Consider the following 19,913-nt stretch of genomic DNA (forward strand, 5'->3'; position numbering starts at 1 on the left):
CATCATATCTATGTTTATATCAAAAAATGTAATTATAAGTATATTTTATAAAAAATTCCTAATAATACAATATAGTTTTTTGATAATTATTCCATAACGCTTGCTTTTATTCTGATTCCATGCAATTAGCAAATTTCCTTTTTTCAAATATATAAATTCATTTTGAAATTCTGATTATCTTATATCTATCCTTGCCTACAGTACTCTCAAACAGGTGAATCCATCAAAACAAAAAGAGTTTCAATCGAAAATGAAACTCGTAAAAAAACTTGTCCAATAACATAATCATTTATGTATAAAGATTAAGATTTTATCCAGGACTACCAGGCTTTTCGTTCTGTAAGAAGCAGGAAAAACAACGAATAATTTCTGCATAAAAAATCCACCAACTTCGAAATCATATACAGTGACCAAGATACTCAGCAAAGGACTAATAAACGCTTTTATACAACATTCCAAGGGGAACATCATCATGATTTCTAATTTTGTTATCGAACATGCAATGAATAGCGAAATGGATCCTCTTTTACAGGTGTTATTTCCATGCATAAATTAACTTTTTTATAAGAAATATCCTCTTTATAACAGGGCAACCATCGATTTCGAAAAAATCATGGTTAAAATGTTTCTTTTTAAAAAATTATTTGTTCTCGCCTCTTTACGTCAATTTGTGAACATACTCGATCGATTTAGATAATTTTGGAAAATGTACGGACTCCAAGCGGTTCAACATTTATCTACATTTTAAATGGTTTCGAGAGAAAGGGTTTTTTGCTTTTAACATTCAGCTTCTCAAAGATTGAGAAGTTCGGTATCCCTAAATCGTCATAGCAGTCTCTATGACTCTCAAGCAATATGGGGATTTCGACTCTAAGTATTGGTTAAAAGCATACAAGTTACACCTTTGGTACAACCTGATAGAAGGCATCATGTTATCACGTGTCTCTTTAAAGCTGAGAATCGAAATGATGTAGCCGTTGCCGGCGAATATGTCTTTAAAAGAGTGAGAGATTAAGTTTGCCCTTAGAGATACTGCCTACGGCAGTGAAAAATTCAGTAAATGCTCAAACAGATTGAAGTCCCTTTTATTTCATCCATCAATTCCTAAAACAGTGATAAATGAAAAGGTGCGTATGATTGAGTGATTATTCCATTGTTGGACAAATTTTGAGTGTTTACTTTAGATTTGCAACACTATCCAATACATATATTAAACGGTTTGCGCTCTCCTTCGACTTTTTAAGACATAACGGAAAGGTTGAAGAGATTGATATACATCATGCGGATAGGACATAAAACTTAGATCCTCAAGAATCTTACTGTTTCACTACATTTCCCAAATTTCAATCGTTTTTTACAATTTCGAATCCCCCTATCGTTCTCCTGTCTTTTTTAAGATTTACAACTCTTGCTTTTAATCTATCAAATAAAATGAGAAAAAACATCCGTATTTTCCGCAATTTTCATTGCGGAAAATACGGATGTTTTTTCTTATGGTACGACGATTTTTCTAACATCACATAATCTCTCGGAAGTAGAAAAAATATGCGATACGATTGCGATTATGGAAGGTGGTGTCATTTCGAAAATCGGAACGATGGAACAATTAAGAGAGATGTATAACCGGGCGATTCAGTTGCTGATAAAAGTAAAAAAAGAACATAATTTTATTGCGAATTCGTTAAAACATGATGCTGGTGACTTTATTTCCAATGTGCAAACATCGGGCGAATATTTATGTTGCGATCTTTTGCGCGGGAGTCGGACATTCCGAAGCTTATTCATTATTTGTCACGTCAAAATATCGATATATACGAAGTAAAAGTAGAAAAAGCGACACTGGAGGATATTTTCTTTGATCGTGTTACGGATCTCCATCCGTTGCTAATCAGTTAATGTTATCGTAGACGAAAAGGAAAATAGGCAGTTTGAGAATTTGTCTTGAAGCTATTTATAAAGTTTTTGTTTAGAAAATATGAAAAGGTTGAAGTAGCGGATAATAAAGGATCAAAACGGTTTATGATGCATATTTCAGCATCACCTTTTAGAACAACGAACGCTTTACGGCAAATCTGTTTGTCGTTGCGTTCTTGTTCGAGGGAAAAGTTTTGCCAAGTCCTATTTTATTATCACATTCAATTGCCTCTCTTCCCATCACTTGAAAAGTGCGTCATTAAAATTTCATTCTTTTTTTGTTTTTTAGTATTTTTTTACAGCCGACTTTACGGAAAATACGGATGTTTTTTATTGTTAAATATAGTAATGTGTAAACTGTAAGCGATCAATGTTGATGAAAAAAGGGGCGAGGTTTATCAGAAATCAAACTGTCGATGGGATAGTGAAAGGAATATTAGCCACATCGCTTACGACCGTCGTTGTGTTAGGGGGAGGACAGGCGTCATTTGCGGTCTAGCCTCAGCAGGAAGTTGTTAAATCGGGTACAGGTATCATTGCTCCTCAGTCTGTTGTTTCAAAAACACAATCAGCCGTTTTTGAGGCAGGGCAAACTACTCACACGTTAACGATTACAGGAACTTTCGAAACACGATATAGCAATGTTCATAGGAGATCAATATTTTCTGGGATTAAATCGATAACTTCGAGAGTAGCAAGTGGTGTTGGAAGCTGGAAACAAACAGGATATGAATACGAGCTAATTGATGGTGGTCGTACTTATGTTATTTATGTATCAGGAACATATACAATAAGTGGACAATCTTATCCGGTTACGGTAAGTATAGAATTTTATTGCAATGCGGATGGTTCCGTTAGTTAATGTAAAAGCCTCACTCATGATGAACGGGTAACGAAGAGGCAGATCATTATTATAGTCAAATCGTTGGCTAAACAGTTGAATCCAGAGGATATGGGAAACGTACAGCCAAATAATCATCTACACGACGAGGAATATTGCGAAGTCAGGGAAGAGCGGAGAAATTGACGGCATTTCCCTGATTCTGTTTTAATTCTTGTTCAAATTTAGAATAACTCCTTTAAAGAAAAGCGGATGATAAATCGTGTTGGAATTTTATGTTTATTTTTCATCTGAAGCAGCTGCTTAATAAAAGGAAGCTATATGCTGGAGCTAGTGTATTATTTTTTTTGGTTTTGTTGATTGTCGGATTCATTTTGTTCTTTTCAGATGATAGGCAATCAAGTATGGAGTATTCATGAAGTCTTCGTGCTTGTGCAAATGATATTGATTCTTTGCATGTTTTTTTATCTTCTCCATTCAAAGGAGCTTCTTTATGGCGTTCAGTTATTTTTGTGGATGGCTACCGGATCATGTTGGAGAAAATGAGAGTGATGTTGGCCGTACTGCGGTTTCTCGTCGTCTGCATGTTCGGACCGCTCGTTTTCAGCGTTATGTATGGCTTGATGGTGGCGATGTTTCTTGAAACAAAAAAGAGCAGCTTTTTTATCATTTTCATTGAAAGAAAAACAAGCTACCGTGCATATAAAGTTCTCCCGTGTGGAGATAACAAATCCAACGCTTCAACTGTACCATAAGTATTCGATCCGATATCGATTCAAGTCAATCATCAATGAGTCAAATCTGCAAGAAATGGAGATATCGTGACCGTTTCCTTGCCTGAATGTACCTCCTCTCTCACGTTTCGCTATGACATCGTGAATATAAAGCTTCATCCCTTATACGAACGGACGAGATGGTTCTTCTTGCCGATAAAGCGTGGTATCTAAAAAAGAGAGCATCACAGCTATATGGGTTTACCATTTATGGAACAAAGGAACGGATATGGCGAGATGAATTCACAGACCAATTGCTGTCGAAGGAAAAACATGATTTTATAACGAAGGTAATGGGTTCTATATTGTTTCATTCATTACAACTGTATACTTATTTACAATGGGAGATAAAAATCAAATGTCGGGAAAGGCCATTGCGGCAATTGCAGTTAGTTTTTTAGCTTCGTCACTACCAAATATATTTCCAAAAAAGAGATCTAATAAGGAACGAAACTCTTTGCACTGAACTTCACTTAGAGGTGGGAGACTTCTCGATGAATGTCAAATTATAAATGCAAATACATAGAGAGGAGAAATGAATCTTGAATAATGTTATTGAAAAAGGTTTTATGTACGGTTTTGTCATAGGAATCACTTTAGCATTGATATTTGTCCCCTATAAAACCGTAACACATATGTCAGGAGGGATGACAACAACGGAGTATAAGGAAATACCTGAATATATTATAAATGTACTTAGAGTGAGTTTTAGTAGTGGAGTTATTGCCTCTGCAACTAGTCTGGCTTTATATAAAAAAAGAAAAAACTAAAAATTAGCACGATTGTTGAAATAACAGATTCGGAAGTGCTCAAAAAATTAGAACCTTCTACTTCTGATCAGGGAGCGAAAAAATTAGTGGGTGTTGCGGTGGCATACATTCAAACTGAAAATGAATCTTTTTTAAAAAATAATTCTATAGTGACACCTCAATGGGCAAGTGGTTACTATTTAAAGAATATGAGTAGTGGAGAGGCGTGCGGTACTAAAATCATTAGACAATCTACTTTTGCAGGACCAGCGACTGCTACATTAAGTGTAAAGGAAGGCGTTAATGCCTCATGGTCATCTAATACCAATGTGAGTGCTGAGGTAGTTTCGACAGGATTGGGATTTAATGTAACGAAGAGTTATGAGGTTTCTGATACTTATCAAATTAAAGTTCCATCAGGGAAAACATACACGATAGTGGCTAGGCCGTATTACCAAACCTATCATTTTGATGTTTGGTACGATCCGATTATTGGAAGCGATTATAAAGCAGGATATGGAAATGCATTTAAACCAATCGGAGTATGTTTTTATTACTATGAATAATAATTTACGGAAAATGCGTACTGAAGTAAGTTTCTCTATGAGAAATTTACTTCTGTTTTTTTATGGTTAATTTGGAATAAAATTTAATGTATAATTAAATTTATCTCGTATTGTTTTTGTATACAATGAAAAGGAGGAAGAGGGAGAATGAATATTTTAAAAGATCCTAATAAAATGAAGTTTCTTTCATTAGTAGTGGCCCTTATTGGATTCATTTTGATTTTAAACAGTCCGAAATTGGGAAGTACATCCACTTCATCATGGGTCCGATCAATAGGGGGGAGTGTGGGATCGGACGAATATTTACAAATGTTAAAAGGATATATGGACTCTTATAGAATGATAGGAGCTATTTTATTATTTACAGGATTATTTTCTTTTTTCAATAACAAGGGGAATAGATAGAATGAAAAAAGAAAGGGGTTCACATTCCATAACATCTATTGTTCCCCCTATTAGATCATAGCGGTACAGAAAATCAGAGCCGGAAGCTTCTCTCCTTTACTTACCGTTTGGATGTTTTTAGCTTTTGGCGGAATCATTGTTTACCTTATAATCTGGCATCTCTATTTAACAGGAGACATAAATCGGCTTCCTGCTCATAAATGACCATTCCGATGATGTCGGGGGGCGAAAGAAGTGTCACTGCTGCAAAAACAGCCATACGTTATCGCTGCTGATCCTCCATTTTTCTCGACACCTTCGCTTTGGCCCTATTTGCGATCCGCTTTTTTTCTGTGACTCATTCGCCATATTCCCCTTATTCCGTTTGCCATTACTGGATCGTGCTGATGGTTGTTATTGATTTAAGCATATGCCGCCTAGCGGAGCCTTTCCGTTGGGCGGTTTTGAGTTGGGACGAATGAAAATATAGGTATTTTCCGCAATCAAAATTGTGGAAAATACGGATGTTTTTTCTTGATTAGTTTGATATAGTTAAGATAAAGTCGGCCGACCTAGTACACCATTATTTCTAGAGGGGGGCATCATTGAGGTATAACCTTTTACTATCCAGGATCGTTTCGTACAAGATTTATTTTTAATAATTCTGTGTATCATATGCACAACCTAAGACAATCATTTCTCGATTACACTGTGTGATTGATAAAAGCTGAATTATAGAAAGGTGATGTTTAAATTGGTGAGAAATAAGAGATTAAGAAATTCTATAATTTTAGTTATGTTTTTCGCTATGATTTTAGCTCTGTTAACACCAATTGTGTCATTTGCAAAATCCTCCTCAGAGGAACAGTCGATCGAAGGTTTAATTTCTAAGGCTGATCCATTTGTTTATTTAGACTATAAATCGGAAAAATTTAAAATCAAGAAAGAAGCGAATAACGTTTTGACTAAGGTGGAAATTGGAAAAGTGGAAGAGATTATCAAAGATACAAATATGCAAATAAGTAAATATCGATCTGATTTGATTATAGATGGAAATAAATTTGTTGCTAAAATCGAGTCTAATGGGGATCTTCAAACATATTCTATCGATAAAAGTAAAAATTTTGATTGGGAATTTACTTGGTGGGGGCTCAGAGTGTATTGGTCGCATAAGTTTGTTGAGAAATTAAAAGAGAATATAGCATTATATGGTGCGGGGGTAGCTGCATTAAATGCAACGATTTCATATTTTATTAGTCCACCTGGATGGGTAACTAGCTTTGTTTCAGCAGTTGCAGGGATTGGATTATGGGGATTTATAAAACAAGATAAGGGATGTGGCGTATATTTAGATTGTTATCTTTATGTACCAACTGTATGGTATTCAGCTTGTTAATAAATTGATTTGTAAATGTTAAGAAAAGAAAACATATGTGGATTCATATCAAATTTTTTGGAACAAAAAAGTTAATTCTTTAGTGTTTACCTGTTTAAATATAGGAAAGTAATGACACTTGATATGGATCTATTGCGGACATGTTTTTAGCGAAAGGGGTGAGCAAGAACCCTTATTTTGCTAGGCAACAAATCTAACATGTCCGCCACTCCATATAAAGCCCGTACGGCTAATTTTGTAACTATGTTCCAATATGAAATAATGAGTTAATGTGCAAAACAAATAATTTGCAAATTTACAGTTGGAGCTTGATTATTTGAAGCAAGCAGGCTAATAATTGAGGTAACAAACTTGTCTCCTTTGTTTTGGATGTTGAGTGCGGTTATCTGAATGATGGCCAAAAACAATGGAGGTAGCATCCTTTTTTCTTCCAACTGTTGAAACGCAACGAAAAACGGTGATTGCTGAGGTTACACTTTTGATAATATCCAATAATACAAAGGTGGTTCTATATGAATAAATATAAACAATCAGCAATTTGGTTAGGAATCGCTATTATATTGTTAGTTATTTGGTTTATTACAAGATAGTTTTTTTGTTTATTGCAAAATACACATGATATTAAATAAATTTTTTAATGATTATAATAAATTGAGCACGTAGGTTATATGTAAATTTATTTGTATTCAATGATATAGAGATCAATCTCACGAATATGGAGAATGTGGGATGATGAGAAGGAAAGTTTTACAAGCTTTTTGTTTATGGCTGATTTTATTAGCAGCCTGCAGCTATCACAAGGAGAGCAAACCATTAAGCAAACCGGCGGATGCGAGGAAGTCCCTGCTCAAGCAGAAGAAACAAAAGAGGTGAATGGAGCACTCGAATCGGCTGATTCGCCTCATTCTCGTTTATCTTTGGGGCAGCAATTCCTTCCCCCTCATTTTTTAGTAAAAAAATTTACGGTTGAGGCCCATGATAAGTCGATCAAGCTGACGATTAACTATACTGTATCAGAAAGCTTGTATAAAGCTCTTGGGCAGTACAACGATTATTATTTTATGATTTAATATCCAGAAGAGCTCTCCCGTTACACGTATGTAAAGCAGTCCTAGCCTGTAAAGGGCCCTCTTCATGAAAATGGGCAGCTTTCCAATAGCCTTGTGATCGAATCTTCATGGAGCGCTGCGATCCCAGAAGCGTTGATTCAGAAATTACATAAAGGGGAATCTAGGTATAATCTGGTAATATTGGATCAAGAACGGTCGCCTATTCACATATTCAATGATGTTCAGTGGTATCAAACCTTTAGTAAAGATTTGAGTGGTACGGCGGACGAGGAGGGCATAGAATAAGATACATGATGGAAAATGCTCTATTTTGCGCCGCATCGGCTTCCATTTTACCGAATGAATCATGTATAATATATATAAAAGATCTGTATAAATAAAACAAGGCCAAGGATGCTGCAACACCCTTGGCCCTGCAATAACGCGGTTCCCTGCAAGGGGGATCAGCCATATGGGGAAATAGTCCACCGATGGGCTGCTAACTCAAGGGTGGGCTATTTCTTTTGGTGAAAGGATAGAATAGAAACGATTAAGCTTGCGAAAGCGATCGCAAACATTAACGCTTCAAACACCGTCATCGGCATCACCCCCTTTCTGAGGATAAAGGGGTTACATGCCGATCCACCCTTGAGTTCTCCCGTATTATTGCCTTTCTATTATACAATATATTTACAACTGTTGGAAACGGAAGATCGAGAAGATTGATGTTTTGTTTTGTAGAAATGTAGACAAGGGCCGTTTGATTTTTCAACATGGTTTACAGCAGTCCAACGACATGTGAAAGTACACGGCTGACCGTTGCCCTTTTGCCTCATGCTATGGGCAAAAACGCCAGCGAACATATGACATGTGTCTGATGAACATTCGCTGTTGGTTGGAAGTATGTCGGCGACCGCGGAAAAGCGGCGAATCAGATCGTTTTTACGGAGAGGTACGGAGGAATCCATGTCTATTTTCAAGTTCTATTTATATAGATAATATTCTGCCCCTTGTTGATTTTTACGAAGTATACACAGAAGGGGCTTTGCGGCAAACGAAAAAAGATAGAATACTTGGTTAGCTAGAAAAAGAGGAAAAAATGGCCGAAGGGGCCTGTATCCCTTCGATAGATTGAATTAAATTAATCCTAGCTTGATCGCTTTGACAACGGCCCCTACTCTTGAATCGACATCAAGCTTTCGGATAATGGAAGATATGTGGTGTTCGACCGTCCGGCGGCTTATCTTTAGCTGCTCGCTAATTTCTGCATTGGTATGGTCTTCAGCAATCAGCCGAAGAATGGTTAATTCCATCTGAGTAAGAGGAGGGCTATAATGAGTTAATCGGTCGGTTGGAAACACTTTGATCCCTAGATAGCTTTGTTTAATAGCGTTAGCCAGTTCCAATGAGGAGTTCTCTTTTGTTACAAACGCATATGCTCCAGCCTCATAAGCAGCGTGAATGTATTCGTCATAATCGTATCCGGATAAAATGACGATTTTGCATGCTGGGTATGATCGGGTAATTTTCTTTGTCCACTCAATTCCGCTTTCTTCTTTCATTTTTATATCCATGACAATAACATCAGGATGATGCTTGTTTATTTCCTCTAGCAAGCCGGCAGGATTACAAATGGTGCCGACGATTTCGAAATCTGTTTCGTCCTCTAGCAATTTGCGAATTCCCTGCATCATAAGCAAGTGATCATCGACTAATAATACTCTGATTTTCATTTGTTTCCTCTCCGTCTATTTCGATTGGCAGAGAAATAGATACACATGTTCCGGCTCCAGGTTCCGATTGAATGTCAAGAGTGCCTTTTAGCTGATTCACCCGTTTTTGGATCGTCACTAAGCCTAAATGGCGGTTTTGCAATAATGCTGATAAATGGTTGGGCACCTTAAATCCAACACCGTGATCTTTTACTTTGATACGAAGGTCGTGCGGTGCTTCTTCAACCGAGATGAAAATCTCTTTTGATGACGAGTGTTTTATCGCATTGTAAACCAATTCTTTGATGATTCGAAATACTTGGGCAGAAAGAGCGATTGGGATGTTTTTTAGCTGTGAGCGATAGTCGATTTGTAAAATAATATTATAGCTCATTTCACATTTTCTTTTTAATAAAAAGAGGCTGTGCTTTAACCCTAAGTCTTCTATGACGGCAGGGTATAGCTCATGGCACATTTCTCTTATCTCAAAGATGCTGTTGCGAATCTCTTCTTCGATCTCTTTCAAAATATCTTTGTTGATGTTTTGACTTTTGTTGAGCCATTCAAGCTTATGAAGAAGCAGGATTAAATTTTGCAATATTTCATCATGAAGAAAATCAGACAGCTTCCTTTTTTCTTCTTCTTGTTCATTGAGCAACAGCCAATGAGACTGTTCGTGAATAAGCGACTCTTTCATAGCTTCCTTTAATTCGTTTTCAATTTGTTGCAATGTTGCGGAGCTAGCGAATAACTCCGTTGCATCGAGGCGAATTTTTTCAATCAGCTCTTGTTCTTCCCTTTCAAAAATGGTAGCCGTCGTTTTTTCGCTGATGATAATCCATCCTCGTATCGCATTTTCTATCTTCATAGGATAGAAGAAGATGCTTTTTCCATGAATATGCGCTTTGTTCGTGTGGTCTCTCTGATAGAGATATGACAGCAGCTGTGCATCGTCAAAAGGCAGGAAAATTCCTGTTCGGTGCAAAACAACGGGAGCGCTATCATTTTTCCATATTAGGCATACGCCGCTAACACGCAGGGTTTGATGAATTAAATCAGCAACCAGCTTGGCGCAATGCCCCAAATGCTGCCCATTCAGCAATTGCTGGAGAATCAGCAATTTTTCCTGTTGAATTTTTTGATGCTTAAGCTGCCATTTTTTCATTTTTAAAGGCTCCAACCATCTATTCATCAGACTATAAACAACGAAAGCACAGATGAGCAAAGTATTTAGTAAAAGCGCTGATGGTAAGCTGAAATCACTCAGTATCCATGACAATAAATTAAATACAAGCAAGCCCGAAAGAATAGCTAATAACTGAAAGCTGATTTTGCGCAAATGCTCTTGAAAGTCAATGATTTCTTGCTTGGTTAGTAAATAGGATATTGTGATTGGAAAAACGATGATGCTGCTTAAACTATAATGAAAAGGGATCCTAGGAAGCATAGGGAACACATCAGGAATCAGGCTAAAAACGACAACAGGGACAAATGATAAAATAAGACCAAAAATTAAAAGATACATTTGATTTTTCACTTTATCGGAATTCGAACGAATATGTAAGAAACATAGAACGATGCAAGCGAGCAGCGAGATAATAATGTTGGCGACAATACATGGCCGCACCATCATTTGAATAATAGTGTCATGCTGTGCCCCAGCTAAAAAATAAAGAAATATGCTAAAAACCGCAATAAATAGTGTGGACGTTCGTACTTTCCGGAAAAACGCCGATTTTGTAGACAAAGGGAAGTGTTCAAAAAATTTTAATAGACAGTAAGGTGCTAATGAAATGGAAAGAACCTCTACATCCTTTGCCAATTTTATATTCCAACTGGAAGGGGTTGCTAAAGCGATGGCTAGTCCGCTAATCAGCATAAGGACTAGGAAATGCTGTATGACAACTGAATTTGGTTTTTGGATATAGCTGTAAATTCCAATGAATAAAAAAGACATTCCTATAAACATTAGAAAATAATAGTGCAGACCTACGTATTCCATTTTTAATAGTGTATAACAAATGATAATTATAGAAATAAGCGTCATGATAAATGGAAGAGCTTTTTGATTCATACTATCCCTAACTTTCTAAGTAGCTTTGGAGACGATGGATCAGGATATGTTTTTCTGGAAAATGAGCAGAAAGCTGTTTCATTGCTTCATTGATATAGAGTTTAGAAAGAATGAAGCAATAGTCGATCGCACCAGTTTTCCTGATATAGTTCTTAATCTCAAAAAGCAGTGAAGAACATGGCTCGTTTGCTTTTAATTGACAGAGCTTTTTTAGAAGCCAACCCCGGTCTTTTTTTAGGCTATATTCCATAGCTTTAATCAATGGCAAAGTGGCTTTTTTATTCATTAGGTCGCTTTTATCATCTGAGAGAATGTCTTTTGCATCATTTTTCAATTGGCCGGCAATGCCGATACAGTTTGCAATAGGCCCCCATATGTCTTGATGCTGTATATGACTGCTTGTACAAACAAGTTTTACTAAAGATGCTGATTTTTGTTGAACAAGAAGAAAATAGTCTTCCTCTGTTGGAATAGTGTCGGAAATGACAAAATGCAAGTCTTTCCACTGTCCATTGCAGGCATTTTGCAATTCATCAATGATGACTGTAAATTTGTCATATGTATGCTTTGGTGAACACTTAAGAAGGAGACGAAACGATTCCATCATCAGTGCATTAGCTATCGTAATGGCTTCACCAATGGTTAACCTGTTGATCATGGGATCGCCTTGATCTTGATCAGAAATTTCATCAAAAATATCGGTTGCTAAAATCAGCAGTTCAATAGCTGCGGCATGAATCATAATAGATTGTTTGCACGTATCCTCATCCCAATGGAATGAGGATACGTGTGCATAAAATTCTCCCCAAGAAAAATAGGGCTCGTGATTGTAAAAGATTTTGCCTTTGTTATGAAGCATGTGGAAAATATGTTGGGTCATTTCTGATTCTAAGTTGCTGCTATTGAATAAATGATGCTTTAAAAAAGCTTTGATCTCACTTTTTTCAACGATCTCCATTCAGTCTTACACCCAAGGATTCAACTTTTCTTTTAATCCATCTTGAAAATATTCTGCTAACACTGAGAAGATTTGGGGACTTAAATTTTCTTGAGCGAGAGCGAGCTCAGAAGTTCCAATGGACTCTTTCTCTACTAAAGTTTGAATCACTTCCCATAATTTTTGGTTCATAATACCTACCTCCAATTGAATTTTATACTAAAATTTTACACTATATTACATGATTTGTCATTATTTTTTTGAAAAATACAAATTTTCTATGCGCTAACTTGCAAAAAAAGAGAGCTTTGGTAGGGATATCAATGAAACTCGAAGATTTAGCAAATGATCTCTGAAAAACAAAGTGAGTTATTATAGATTTGGATGGAAAAATCTCCTGCAACGAAAAGTGAAAACGGTGTAATAAATGAGGATCAATAATTGAAATATGTTAAAAAATTAACAATAAATGGTATGTGGGATAGCATTTTGAATATCGCTGTTTCTCCAAAGATGTACAGAACTTAAATGCTTGGTAATCGGCTAATCAATAGTTGGTACACTAAGTGACATGGTGTGGTAAGGCTGCTTGTTCCTTTTTAGACAATGATGGTGAACCGTTCTGCCAATAAGGTCTCAGACTGTTGAATAACGCGTTCATCCTGTTTCTTGTCCAATCATAAATTTTTTTGATCCATTCGCATTTTCGCTCGGCTGTGTTGCTTGTCTGCTAATCGTTTTGAAGCTAGTCTGATAGGGAAAAGTCACAATAAACGGATGGGGTCCAAAATAAATGGTAGACAAAGTAAAAATGACTTTGTCTACCATATGATAACGGCTGTTGCTTTGTGTTCGCTTTTATTGTTTACTCGTTTCTTCAATCAGCGACAGCAGTGTATGTAGAGCGTCCGTGGCTTGGGAGCGGGTCATGTTTTCGATATAGTTGGCTTTGTTGCGATAGAGCTGGTAGATGGCTTCGCGCAGGGAGTCATTTGTTAATTCTTCCTCCATTAACACATCGGCATATCCTGATTTTTTAAATGAACGTGCGTTTAAAATTTGGTCGCCGCGGCTCGCTCCTTTAGAAAGCGGGATAAGCAGCATCGGCTTTTTTAATGTTAAAAATTCAAAGATGGAATTTGAGCCGGCTCTTGATAAGACAATATCCGCCATCGCCATGATATGCGGCAGCTCCTCGTGGACGTATTCAAATTGTTTATAACCCTTTTCAGCGGCGAACTTTGGATCGATGTTCCCTTTTCCGCAAATATGGACGATTTGAAAATCAGCGAGCAAGGTTTGTAAATTGGCGCGTAATGCGTCGTTGATGCGTTTAGATCCAAGACTTCCGCCCATGACGAGCAGAACGGGTTTGCCTTTTTCAAATTGGCAATGCTTCCGTCCTGTGTCGGCACTTCCTTGCTTGAGCTCTTCCCGAACGACCGCTCCGACATAAATTCCCTTTTGCTCGTTTACGTGCGGTAGTGTTTCGGGAAAGGTGACGCAAATTTTAGTGGCAAATGGCATCGCGATTTTATTGGCCAACCCTGGAGTGATATCTGATTCGTGGATAATCGTCGGTACGCCATTCAACCAAGCCGCGACAATGACAGGGACGGAAACGAATCCGCCTTTGGAAAAGACGATACTTGGCTTTTCTTTTTTGATCAGGCGGTATGCTTCGAATGTTCCCTTCAATACCTTGAAAGGATCTTTAAAATTGTTCCAGTCAAAGTAGCGGCGCAGTTTTCCTGTGGAAATGGGGAAATAGGGAACATTTTCTACTTGGGAAAGCAGCTCCCGCTCGATGCCGTTATGTGAACCGATATAGCCAATGCTCCAGCCGCGTTCCTTTAATTTTGGAATTAACGCAATATTAACCGTTACATGGCCCGCTGAACCGCCCCCGGTAAGCATAATTTTTTTATTCAATGTTCATCACCTGTCTTTTATTCATGATTAGAAAATCTTCTCCATATTCTTATCCTTTGAATCTTTTTTTTCATCGTTCCGTATTGTATTATAGCAAAGAACTGTGTACAAATCTTTGAAAATAACAGGGATAAGAAAATGCGGAATCATCAGGGGCTTAGCCTTCCTGCATTTCGCAAGCCAGAACAGCCATAGGCAGAGAAAAGCACCTGAACGGAGTCGGAAAAAGGAGCACTAAGCGATCAGAAACGGCTGTTCATGAATCATCATGGAATGGATCGCCAGTCTGTATTTTGAAGAGGTGAATGTATGCGTGGCTTGCTGATTTTGTTATGCGTTCTGTTGATCTATGGAATGATTCCAACGATATGGATCCGACGAAACGCATGGCGGATTTACAAAAAGGGAATGAGAAAGGGAGCCGTTGCATTAACATTTGATGACGGTCCCGACCCATATTATACGCCGCAGCTGCTTGACTTATTAAAAAAGCACGATATTAAAGCAACTTTTTTTGTTGTGGGAACAAGAGCAGCAAAATATCCCGATCTGATTCGCCGGATGGATCGGGAAGGACATGAAATCGGCCTCCACAATTACCGCCATATTAGCAATTGGATCTTGTTTCCTCCGTTTTTGCAACGAGGATTGCGCAAATCGGCGTTGATCATTGAGAGAATTACGGGAAAACGGCCCGTTTATTATCGGCCTCCTTGGGGTCATTTCAATTTATTTACATGGACGCTGCAAGCGAAGTATCCCACGATTATGTGGACGCACATACTCGGGGATTGGAAAGAAAGCATTGGTGTCGATGAATTGCTGCGCCGTTTAAAAAACGGGTTGCAGGATGGAGCGATTATCGTGCTTCATGATAGCGGAGATACTTTGGGAGCGGACAAAAAAGCACCTGCTCATATGTTGAAAGCACTAGAGCTGCTATTTGCCGAAGAGGAGGCAAAAAAAATGGAATGGTTGACGATTAGCGAAGCGATCAATGCACACACTAACAAACAGACTTTACGGATGTAGTGAGGAACTATATGGATACCAATATGATGTTTTCGTATATACAATCGTATGGATATATCATGATTTTCCTTTTTATCTTTTGTGGAATTGTGGGAATTCCAGCTCCTGAAGAAAGTCTGCTTTTTTTTCTAGGCGTCTTAGTTTCCCAAAAGCAATTAGAATGGTCCTATTGCTTTCTCATTAGCTGGTTCGGTGCTACAATGGGGATGATAACGGGTTATGGAATTGGCCGATACTTTGGTCATCCGTTTATGAAGAAGTACGGAAAATATGTAGGAATCAAAGCAGAGAAATGGGAGCGAGCCAATGAGCTGTTTAGAAAATATGGAAAGTGGTTGGTTTTGTTTGGGTTCTATTTACCTGGCGTGAGACAAATTGTTCCGTATATGTCCGGCATGATTCACTTTCCTTTCCTGTTGTTTTCGCTGCTGGCATGTATAGGGGCGCTGCTTTGGACGGTTCCCATTATGTTATTGGGGATGCTTTTAGGCCGCCATATGCATATTCCGCTTGCGTCGATTCCTTTAATTGGACTGGCTCTTTTTCTACTCTTTCTTGCCGTCATGTGGATTAAGCATGTTTTAAGCAAAAAACAATTTGAAAATTAAAGGGAGCTATCGTCATGATGAGAGTTCTTGTATTGCCGTTATTTCAAATGAGTTCTGGACATCACAAAGTGGCCGATGCGCTCATGGATTTTTTAGAGCAGCAGTTTTCATTCGTTAGTTGTAAAAAGGTGGATTTTTTAAGCTATTGCAATGAATACATTGAAAAGTTGGTTTCCGAAGTGTATCTTCGCTGGATACGTTCACATCCTTCTTCCTATCATCATATTTATAAGATGCTGATGTATCGCGATGTTCAAAAGATGGAATGGATCCATTTGGAGCCATGGATGCCTTATTTCGAACATAAAATGAAGCGGATGCTTGAAAAAGAGAAGCCGCATTTTATTATTTGCACACATTCATTTCCATCGAGGATCTTGCATCGTTTAAAAAGAAGGCATTTAATTGATATTCCTGTTGTTAATGTATATACAGATTTTTTTATCAACGGTATTTGGGGGAAAAAAGCAATCGACTACCACTTTGTCCCGCATCAAGAAGCGAAGAAGGAGTTAATCACAAAATATAAAATTCCGAAGGAGCGCATTGTTGTTACTGGGATTCCTGTTCATGAGACGTTTATGACACGGAAAAATGGATACAGGGGCACCTCCTATCGCCCGCATTTATTGGTCGCTGGTGGCAACCAAGGGCTAGGCAACATTCTTGATTTTTTTCGAAAAATGAACGGTACGAATCGATTTCGTTATTCTGTTTTATGTGGAAATAATAACGAACTGTATGAAGAAATTTTGCGCTGGAAGCAGCCTCATATCCAGCCATTCTCTTATATTTCCAATTGTGAAGAAATGAACCGTTTATACGATGAGGTGGATGCTGTTATCACCAAGCCTGGAGGGGTCACGGTGAGTGAAGTGCTGCACAAACGCATCCCTCTATTTACCATTGGCTATTTGCCGGGGCAAGAGCAAATCAACTTGCGCTATTTAGAATCAAAAGGGCTGATTTACAATTTAAGTAGATTGGAGCATTATGAGCAAAAAATTTGGCGTGTGCTGCATGACCATATGGAAAAAAGCCGTTTCCATCGCCGGGTTGCCGAATATTTTTCGCAAATTGAGCAAACAGCGCAGGACTCATTGAAAGAACTGATATTAATGCATGAAAAGAACCAAAAAGTGCTCTCGAAATGATCAAAAAAGCACCGTTTACCAACTTAGGAAACGGTGTTTTTCTTTAGGAGTGGCAAAACAACCTGCCTTTCTCATATATATAGGCAGATGGATAGATATAGATCGTTATTTTGCGTCTGAGCATGGTTGGAGGAAGATTTTTGGGCAGTCTAAGCGGAAGTGTTTAAAAAGGAAAATAATGGTTATAAATGATTGCTCCAGTAAAAAGAATCATACGAAGGAGATTGAAACATGGTACAATAAAAATTATGAAAAAAGAAGAGGGGGATTGTAGATGAAGACAACCATTGGCGTCTTATACGGCGGAAAATCGCCTGAACATAAAGTATCACTGCAAACAGCTATGGCGGTGATGAATGCTATTGATCAAACAAAATTCGATGTCATTCCCATTTATATCACCAAAGAGGGACAATGGGCCAAAGGAGAAAAACTGACAAGTCCTGTTCAAGATATAAAGCAGTTGGAAATGAAGCCAGAGGCAAAAGAAATTTTGCCTGTCGCTTTAAATCAAGCGCCAGTTTCGGCGATCAGCAGCGAGCGTCAGGAGGAAGAAACCATTGATGTGATTTTTCCTCTGCTGCATGGACCAAATGGCGAGGACGGAACGGTGCAAGGCTTGCTTGAACTATTAAATCTTCCTTATGTAGGGAATGGCGTGCTAGCGTCAGCAGTGGGAATGGATAAAGTCATTATGAAGAACTTATTTGCGCAAGCTGGATTACGTCAAGTGAAGTATGTGGCGTTTTTGAGAAAAGAGTGGACGCAAGATGAAAAAAAGGCTTATGATAAAGTAGAAAGAGAGCTTGGTTACCCTTGCTTTGTCAAGCCAGCTAACGCCGGATCGAGCGTAGGCATCACGAAATGCAAAAAACGCGAAGATCTCGAAGCAGCTTTTGCTGAAGCGTTTCAGTATGATCGCAAAATTATTGTAGAGGAAGCCATTATCGGTCGTGAAGTAGAAATCGGAGTTATTGGAAATGATAACCCAATATGCTCTGTAGTTGGCGAAATTGTTCCGAAAAAGGAATTTTACGATTATCAAGCTAAATATGAGGACGGAAATACGGAACTTATTATTCCTGCTGATATTACAGAAGAACAATATCAAACCATTCAACAAATGGCGATTGCCGCTTTCAAAGCGCTTGATCTTTCGGGACTTGTAAGGGCTGATTTCTTTTTAGCGGCAGACGGAACGGTGTATATTAACGAGATTAATACGATGCCGGGATTTACTCCATTTAGCATGTTCCCGCTTCTTTGGAAGCACACCGGCGTTTCTTATTCGGAGCTGATTGAAAAGCTCGTTCAGCTGGCGATTGAGCGGCATGAAGAAAAGCAAACGATCACATATACGTTTTAAATGATACAATGAAGGAATGAAGGGGATTTACAATGATTGTTCGCACATTGCGCGCTGTTGAAGAAATGGTAGATGGAAACGGCCTTGCCGAGTCTTTTTATGATACAGCGATCAAAGGTGTTTCGACAGATACGAGAACGATTCAGCCGGGAAATTTATATATTCCACTGAAAGGTGCGAATTTTAACGGCCATGCTTTTGTAGCAGACGCGTTTGCGAAAGGAGCAAGCGCAGCGCTTTGGGAAAAAAATGAAGCGAATCCGCCGACCAATGTTCCGCTTATTTTTGTCGATGACACATTGCAAGCCTTGCAGCAGCTGGCCAACCGTTACCGGAAACAACTGGCTGTAAAAGTAGTCGGCATCACAGGCAGCAATGGAAAGACAACAACAAAGGATATGGTCTATGGTCTATTGGCTTCGACCTATAAAGTGCAAAAAACAGAAGGAAATCTCAACAATCATATCGGAGTGCCACTGACGCTTCTTCGTTTAAAAGAAGATACCGAAATAGCGGTTGTCGAAATGGGCATGAGCAATTTTGGCGAGATTGAGCTTTTGTCCAAGATCTCTGAGCCTAGTGTGGCCATTATTACAAATATCGGAGAATCTCATTTACAGGAGCTAGGCTCACGTGACGGCATTGCTCGCGCAAAACTGGAAATCGTTTCTGGTTTGCAGTCTGATGGTGTGTTTGTCTATTACGGAGATGAGCCGCTTCTGCAAACAAGAGTGAAAAATATAAAGCGGCCTTTGCGTATGGTCACATTTGGACAAAAAATAGCGAATGACTACTATCCAACCGACATTTCATTGGAGGTGAACGGCACCTCATTTACCGTGAATCAGGCACCAGATTATCGTTTATTCCTTCCAATTTTAGGGCGTCACCACGTATATAATGCGCTGGCGGCGATTTCGGTGGCGCGTCTGTTTCATGTCAGCTGGGAAGCCATTCAAGCGAGTTTGGCTGAGCTGCAAATGACGAAAATGCGTATGGAAATCATCAAAGCCGTCAATGGGGCTACGATGATTAATGATGCGTATAACGCTAGCCCAACTTCTATGAAAGCAGCATTAGAGCTGCTGTTCGAATTGACGGGATATGAGAAAAAAATCGCCGTGTTAGGCGATATGCTGGAGCTTGGTGATCAAGAAATTGAGTTTCATCAACAAATTGGCCGGATGCTTCAGTCTGAAAAGCTTGATTACGTATTGACGTATGGCAAGCGCGCTGGACATATTGCGCTCGCCGCTCAACACTCGTTTCCAAGGGGCCGTGTTCAAGCGTATGACGATAAGCAAGCGTTGGCCAGAGATCTGCGTTCCATTGCTTCGGCCCGCGATCTCATTTTGTTTAAAGCGTCAAGAGGAATGAGATTAGAAGATATCATCCGTGACTTGCAAGCGTAAGGTGTTGGAGGATA

18 protein-coding genes are annotated in these 19,913 nt (G+C 38.6%); 12 read left to right on the forward strand and 6 right to left on the reverse strand.

Translation table 11 applies throughout. The annotated features are described in order from the left end of the window. Positions 1–1,737: 1,737 nt before the first annotated feature. The 7 genes from B6A27_RS18760 to B6A27_RS18060 all read left to right on the forward strand — a co-directional run bounded on the left by B6A27_RS18760 (position 1,738) and on the right by B6A27_RS18060 (position 7,693). Entirely contained in the window at positions 1,738–1,896 is a 159-nt protein-coding gene (locus B6A27_RS18760; protein ID WP_159719235.1) for a hypothetical protein, read from the forward strand. 1,352 nt (positions 1,897–3,248) lie between these two features. Next, on the forward strand, positions 3,249–3,398 hold the full coding sequence (locus B6A27_RS18765; RefSeq protein ID WP_159719236.1) for a hypothetical protein: 150 nt from the start codon (positions 3,249–3,251) through the stop codon (positions 3,396–3,398). Positions 3,399–4,070: 672 nt separating this feature from the next. After that, positions 4,071–4,298 (forward strand): hypothetical protein, encoded by a 228-nt coding sequence (locus B6A27_RS18040; protein ID WP_080862867.1) that lies wholly within the window; start codon positions 4,071–4,073, stop codon positions 4,296–4,298. 35 nt (positions 4,299–4,333) lie between these two features. Next, positions 4,334–4,843 carry a DUF6426 family protein gene (locus B6A27_RS18045; protein ID WP_139788174.1) on the forward strand — a complete coding sequence of 170 codons (510 nt, stop codon included), beginning with the start codon at positions 4,334–4,336 and terminating at the stop codon, positions 4,841–4,843. Between the two features lie 147 nt (positions 4,844–4,990). After that, positions 4,991–5,248, forward strand: a complete 258-nt coding sequence (locus tag B6A27_RS18050; RefSeq protein WP_044744740.1) for a hypothetical protein — start codon at positions 4,991–4,993, stop codon at positions 5,246–5,248. A gap of 733 nt (positions 5,249–5,981) precedes the next feature. Continuing rightward, positions 5,982–6,623, forward strand: coding sequence for a hypothetical protein (locus tag B6A27_RS18055; protein ID WP_044742013.1), 642 nt, complete (start codon positions 5,982–5,984; stop codon positions 6,621–6,623). A 722-nt stretch (positions 6,624–7,345) separates the two neighbouring features. After that, the gene (locus B6A27_RS18060; RefSeq protein ID WP_052660921.1) at positions 7,346–7,693 is read left to right on the forward strand and encodes a hypothetical protein; all 348 of its coding nucleotides are present in this window, start codon (positions 7,346–7,348) and stop codon (positions 7,691–7,693) included. Positions 7,694–8,187: 494 nt separating this feature from the next. On the opposite strand, the gene B6A27_RS19470 is transcribed toward B6A27_RS18060, so the two are convergent. The 6 genes from B6A27_RS19470 to B6A27_RS18080 all read right to left on the reverse strand — a co-directional run bounded on the left by B6A27_RS19470 (position 8,188) and on the right by B6A27_RS18080 (position 14,327). Continuing rightward, complete coding sequence (locus B6A27_RS19470) at positions 8,188–8,277, reverse strand: putative holin-like toxin (protein ID WP_221212134.1); 90 nt, start codon at positions 8,275–8,277, stop codon at positions 8,188–8,190. A gap of 531 nt (positions 8,278–8,808) precedes the next feature. After that, positions 8,809–9,405 (reverse strand): response regulator transcription factor, encoded by a 597-nt coding sequence (locus tag B6A27_RS18065; protein ID WP_080862869.1) that lies wholly within the window; start codon positions 9,403–9,405, stop codon positions 8,809–8,811. Continuing rightward, positions 9,377–11,458, reverse strand: a complete 2,082-nt coding sequence (locus tag B6A27_RS18070) for a sensor histidine kinase (RefSeq protein ID WP_080862870.1) — start codon at positions 11,456–11,458, stop codon at positions 9,377–9,379. Before B6A27_RS18070 ends, B6A27_RS18065 begins: the two co-directional genes overlap by 29 nt. A gap of 7 nt (positions 11,459–11,465) precedes the next feature. After that, a complete protein-coding gene (locus tag B6A27_RS18075) occupies positions 11,466–12,416 on the reverse strand; it encodes a polyprenyl synthetase family protein (RefSeq protein ID WP_080862871.1) in 951 nt (316 codons plus the stop codon). A 6-nt stretch (positions 12,417–12,422) separates the two neighbouring features. After that, positions 12,423–12,587: a hypothetical protein gene (locus B6A27_RS18915; RefSeq protein WP_201722586.1), complete on the reverse strand. Its 165-nt coding sequence runs from the start codon at positions 12,585–12,587 to the stop codon at positions 12,423–12,425. Between the two features lie 666 nt (positions 12,588–13,253). Next, entirely contained in the window at positions 13,254–14,327 is a 1,074-nt protein-coding gene (locus B6A27_RS18080) for an undecaprenyldiphospho-muramoylpentapeptide beta-N-acetylglucosaminyltransferase (RefSeq protein ID WP_080862872.1), read from the reverse strand. Between the two features lie 309 nt (positions 14,328–14,636). On the opposite strand from B6A27_RS18080, the gene B6A27_RS18085 reads away from it, so the two are divergent. From B6A27_RS18085 to B6A27_RS18110, 5 genes are all read left to right on the forward strand, one after another. Then, complete coding sequence (locus B6A27_RS18085; RefSeq protein ID WP_066148990.1) at positions 14,637–15,359, forward strand: polysaccharide deacetylase family protein; 723 nt, start codon at positions 14,637–14,639, stop codon at positions 15,357–15,359. Positions 15,360–15,370: 11 nt separating this feature from the next. Further along, on the forward strand, positions 15,371–15,967 hold the full coding sequence (locus tag B6A27_RS18090; protein WP_066148991.1) for a DedA family protein: 597 nt from the start codon (positions 15,371–15,373) through the stop codon (positions 15,965–15,967). Between the two features lie 14 nt (positions 15,968–15,981). Continuing rightward, complete coding sequence (locus B6A27_RS18095; protein ID WP_066148992.1) at positions 15,982–17,121, forward strand: MGDG synthase family glycosyltransferase; 1,140 nt, start codon at positions 15,982–15,984, stop codon at positions 17,119–17,121. Between the two features lie 274 nt (positions 17,122–17,395). Then, on the forward strand, positions 17,396–18,487 hold the full coding sequence (locus tag B6A27_RS18105) for a D-alanine--D-alanine ligase (protein WP_066148994.1): 1,092 nt from the start codon (positions 17,396–17,398) through the stop codon (positions 18,485–18,487). 32 nt (positions 18,488–18,519) lie between these two features. Then, positions 18,520–19,899 carry a UDP-N-acetylmuramoyl-tripeptide--D-alanyl-D-alanine ligase gene (locus tag B6A27_RS18110; protein ID WP_080862874.1) on the forward strand — a complete coding sequence of 460 codons (1,380 nt, stop codon included), beginning with the start codon at positions 18,520–18,522 and terminating at the stop codon, positions 19,897–19,899. Positions 19,900–19,913: the final 14 nt, after the last annotated feature.

The sequence above is a fragment of the Anoxybacillus sp. UARK-01 genome, assembly GCF_002075365.1.
GTDB lineage: Bacteria > Bacillota > Bacilli > Bacillales > Anoxybacillaceae > Anoxybacteroides > Anoxybacteroides rupiense.

Bases quoted from the DNA above. Each gene is read 5' to 3' on its own strand.
- B6A27_RS18760 (WP_159719235.1), top strand. From the start codon at position 1,738: ATGTTGCGATCTTTTGCGCGGGAGTCGGACATTCCGAAGCTTATTCAT.
- B6A27_RS18765 (WP_159719236.1), top strand. From the start codon at position 3,249: ATGGCGTTCAGTTATTTTTGTGGATGGCTACCGGATCATGTTGGAGAA.
- B6A27_RS18050 (WP_044744740.1), top strand. From the start codon at position 4,991: ATGAATATTTTAAAAGATCCTAATAAAATGAAGTTTCTTTCATTAGTA.
- B6A27_RS18060 (WP_052660921.1), top strand. From the start codon at position 7,346: ATGTGGGATGATGAGAAGGAAAGTTTTACAAGCTTTTTGTTTATGGCT.
- B6A27_RS19470 (WP_221212134.1), bottom strand. From the start codon at position 8,277: ATGCCGATGACGGTGTTTGAAGCGTTAATGTTTGCGATCGCTTTCGCA.
- B6A27_RS18065 (WP_080862869.1), bottom strand. From the start codon at position 9,405: ATGAAAATCAGAGTATTATTAGTCGATGATCACTTGCTTATGATGCAG.
- B6A27_RS18070 (WP_080862870.1), bottom strand. From the start codon at position 11,458: ATGAATCAAAAAGCTCTTCCATTTATCATGACGCTTATTTCTATAATT.
- B6A27_RS18075 (WP_080862871.1), bottom strand. From the start codon at position 12,416: ATGGAGATCGTTGAAAAAAGTGAGATCAAAGCTTTTTTAAAGCATCAT.
- B6A27_RS18915 (WP_201722586.1), bottom strand. From the start codon at position 12,587: ATGAACCAAAAATTATGGGAAGTGATTCAAACTTTAGTAGAGAAAGAG.
- B6A27_RS18085 (WP_066148990.1), top strand. From the start codon at position 14,637: ATGCGTGGCTTGCTGATTTTGTTATGCGTTCTGTTGATCTATGGAATG.
- B6A27_RS18090 (WP_066148991.1), top strand. From the start codon at position 15,371: ATGGATACCAATATGATGTTTTCGTATATACAATCGTATGGATATATC.
- B6A27_RS18095 (WP_066148992.1), top strand. From the start codon at position 15,982: ATGATGAGAGTTCTTGTATTGCCGTTATTTCAAATGAGTTCTGGACAT.
- B6A27_RS18105 (WP_066148994.1), top strand. From the start codon at position 17,396: ATGAAGACAACCATTGGCGTCTTATACGGCGGAAAATCGCCTGAACAT.
- B6A27_RS18110 (WP_080862874.1), top strand. From the start codon at position 18,520: ATGATTGTTCGCACATTGCGCGCTGTTGAAGAAATGGTAGATGGAAAC.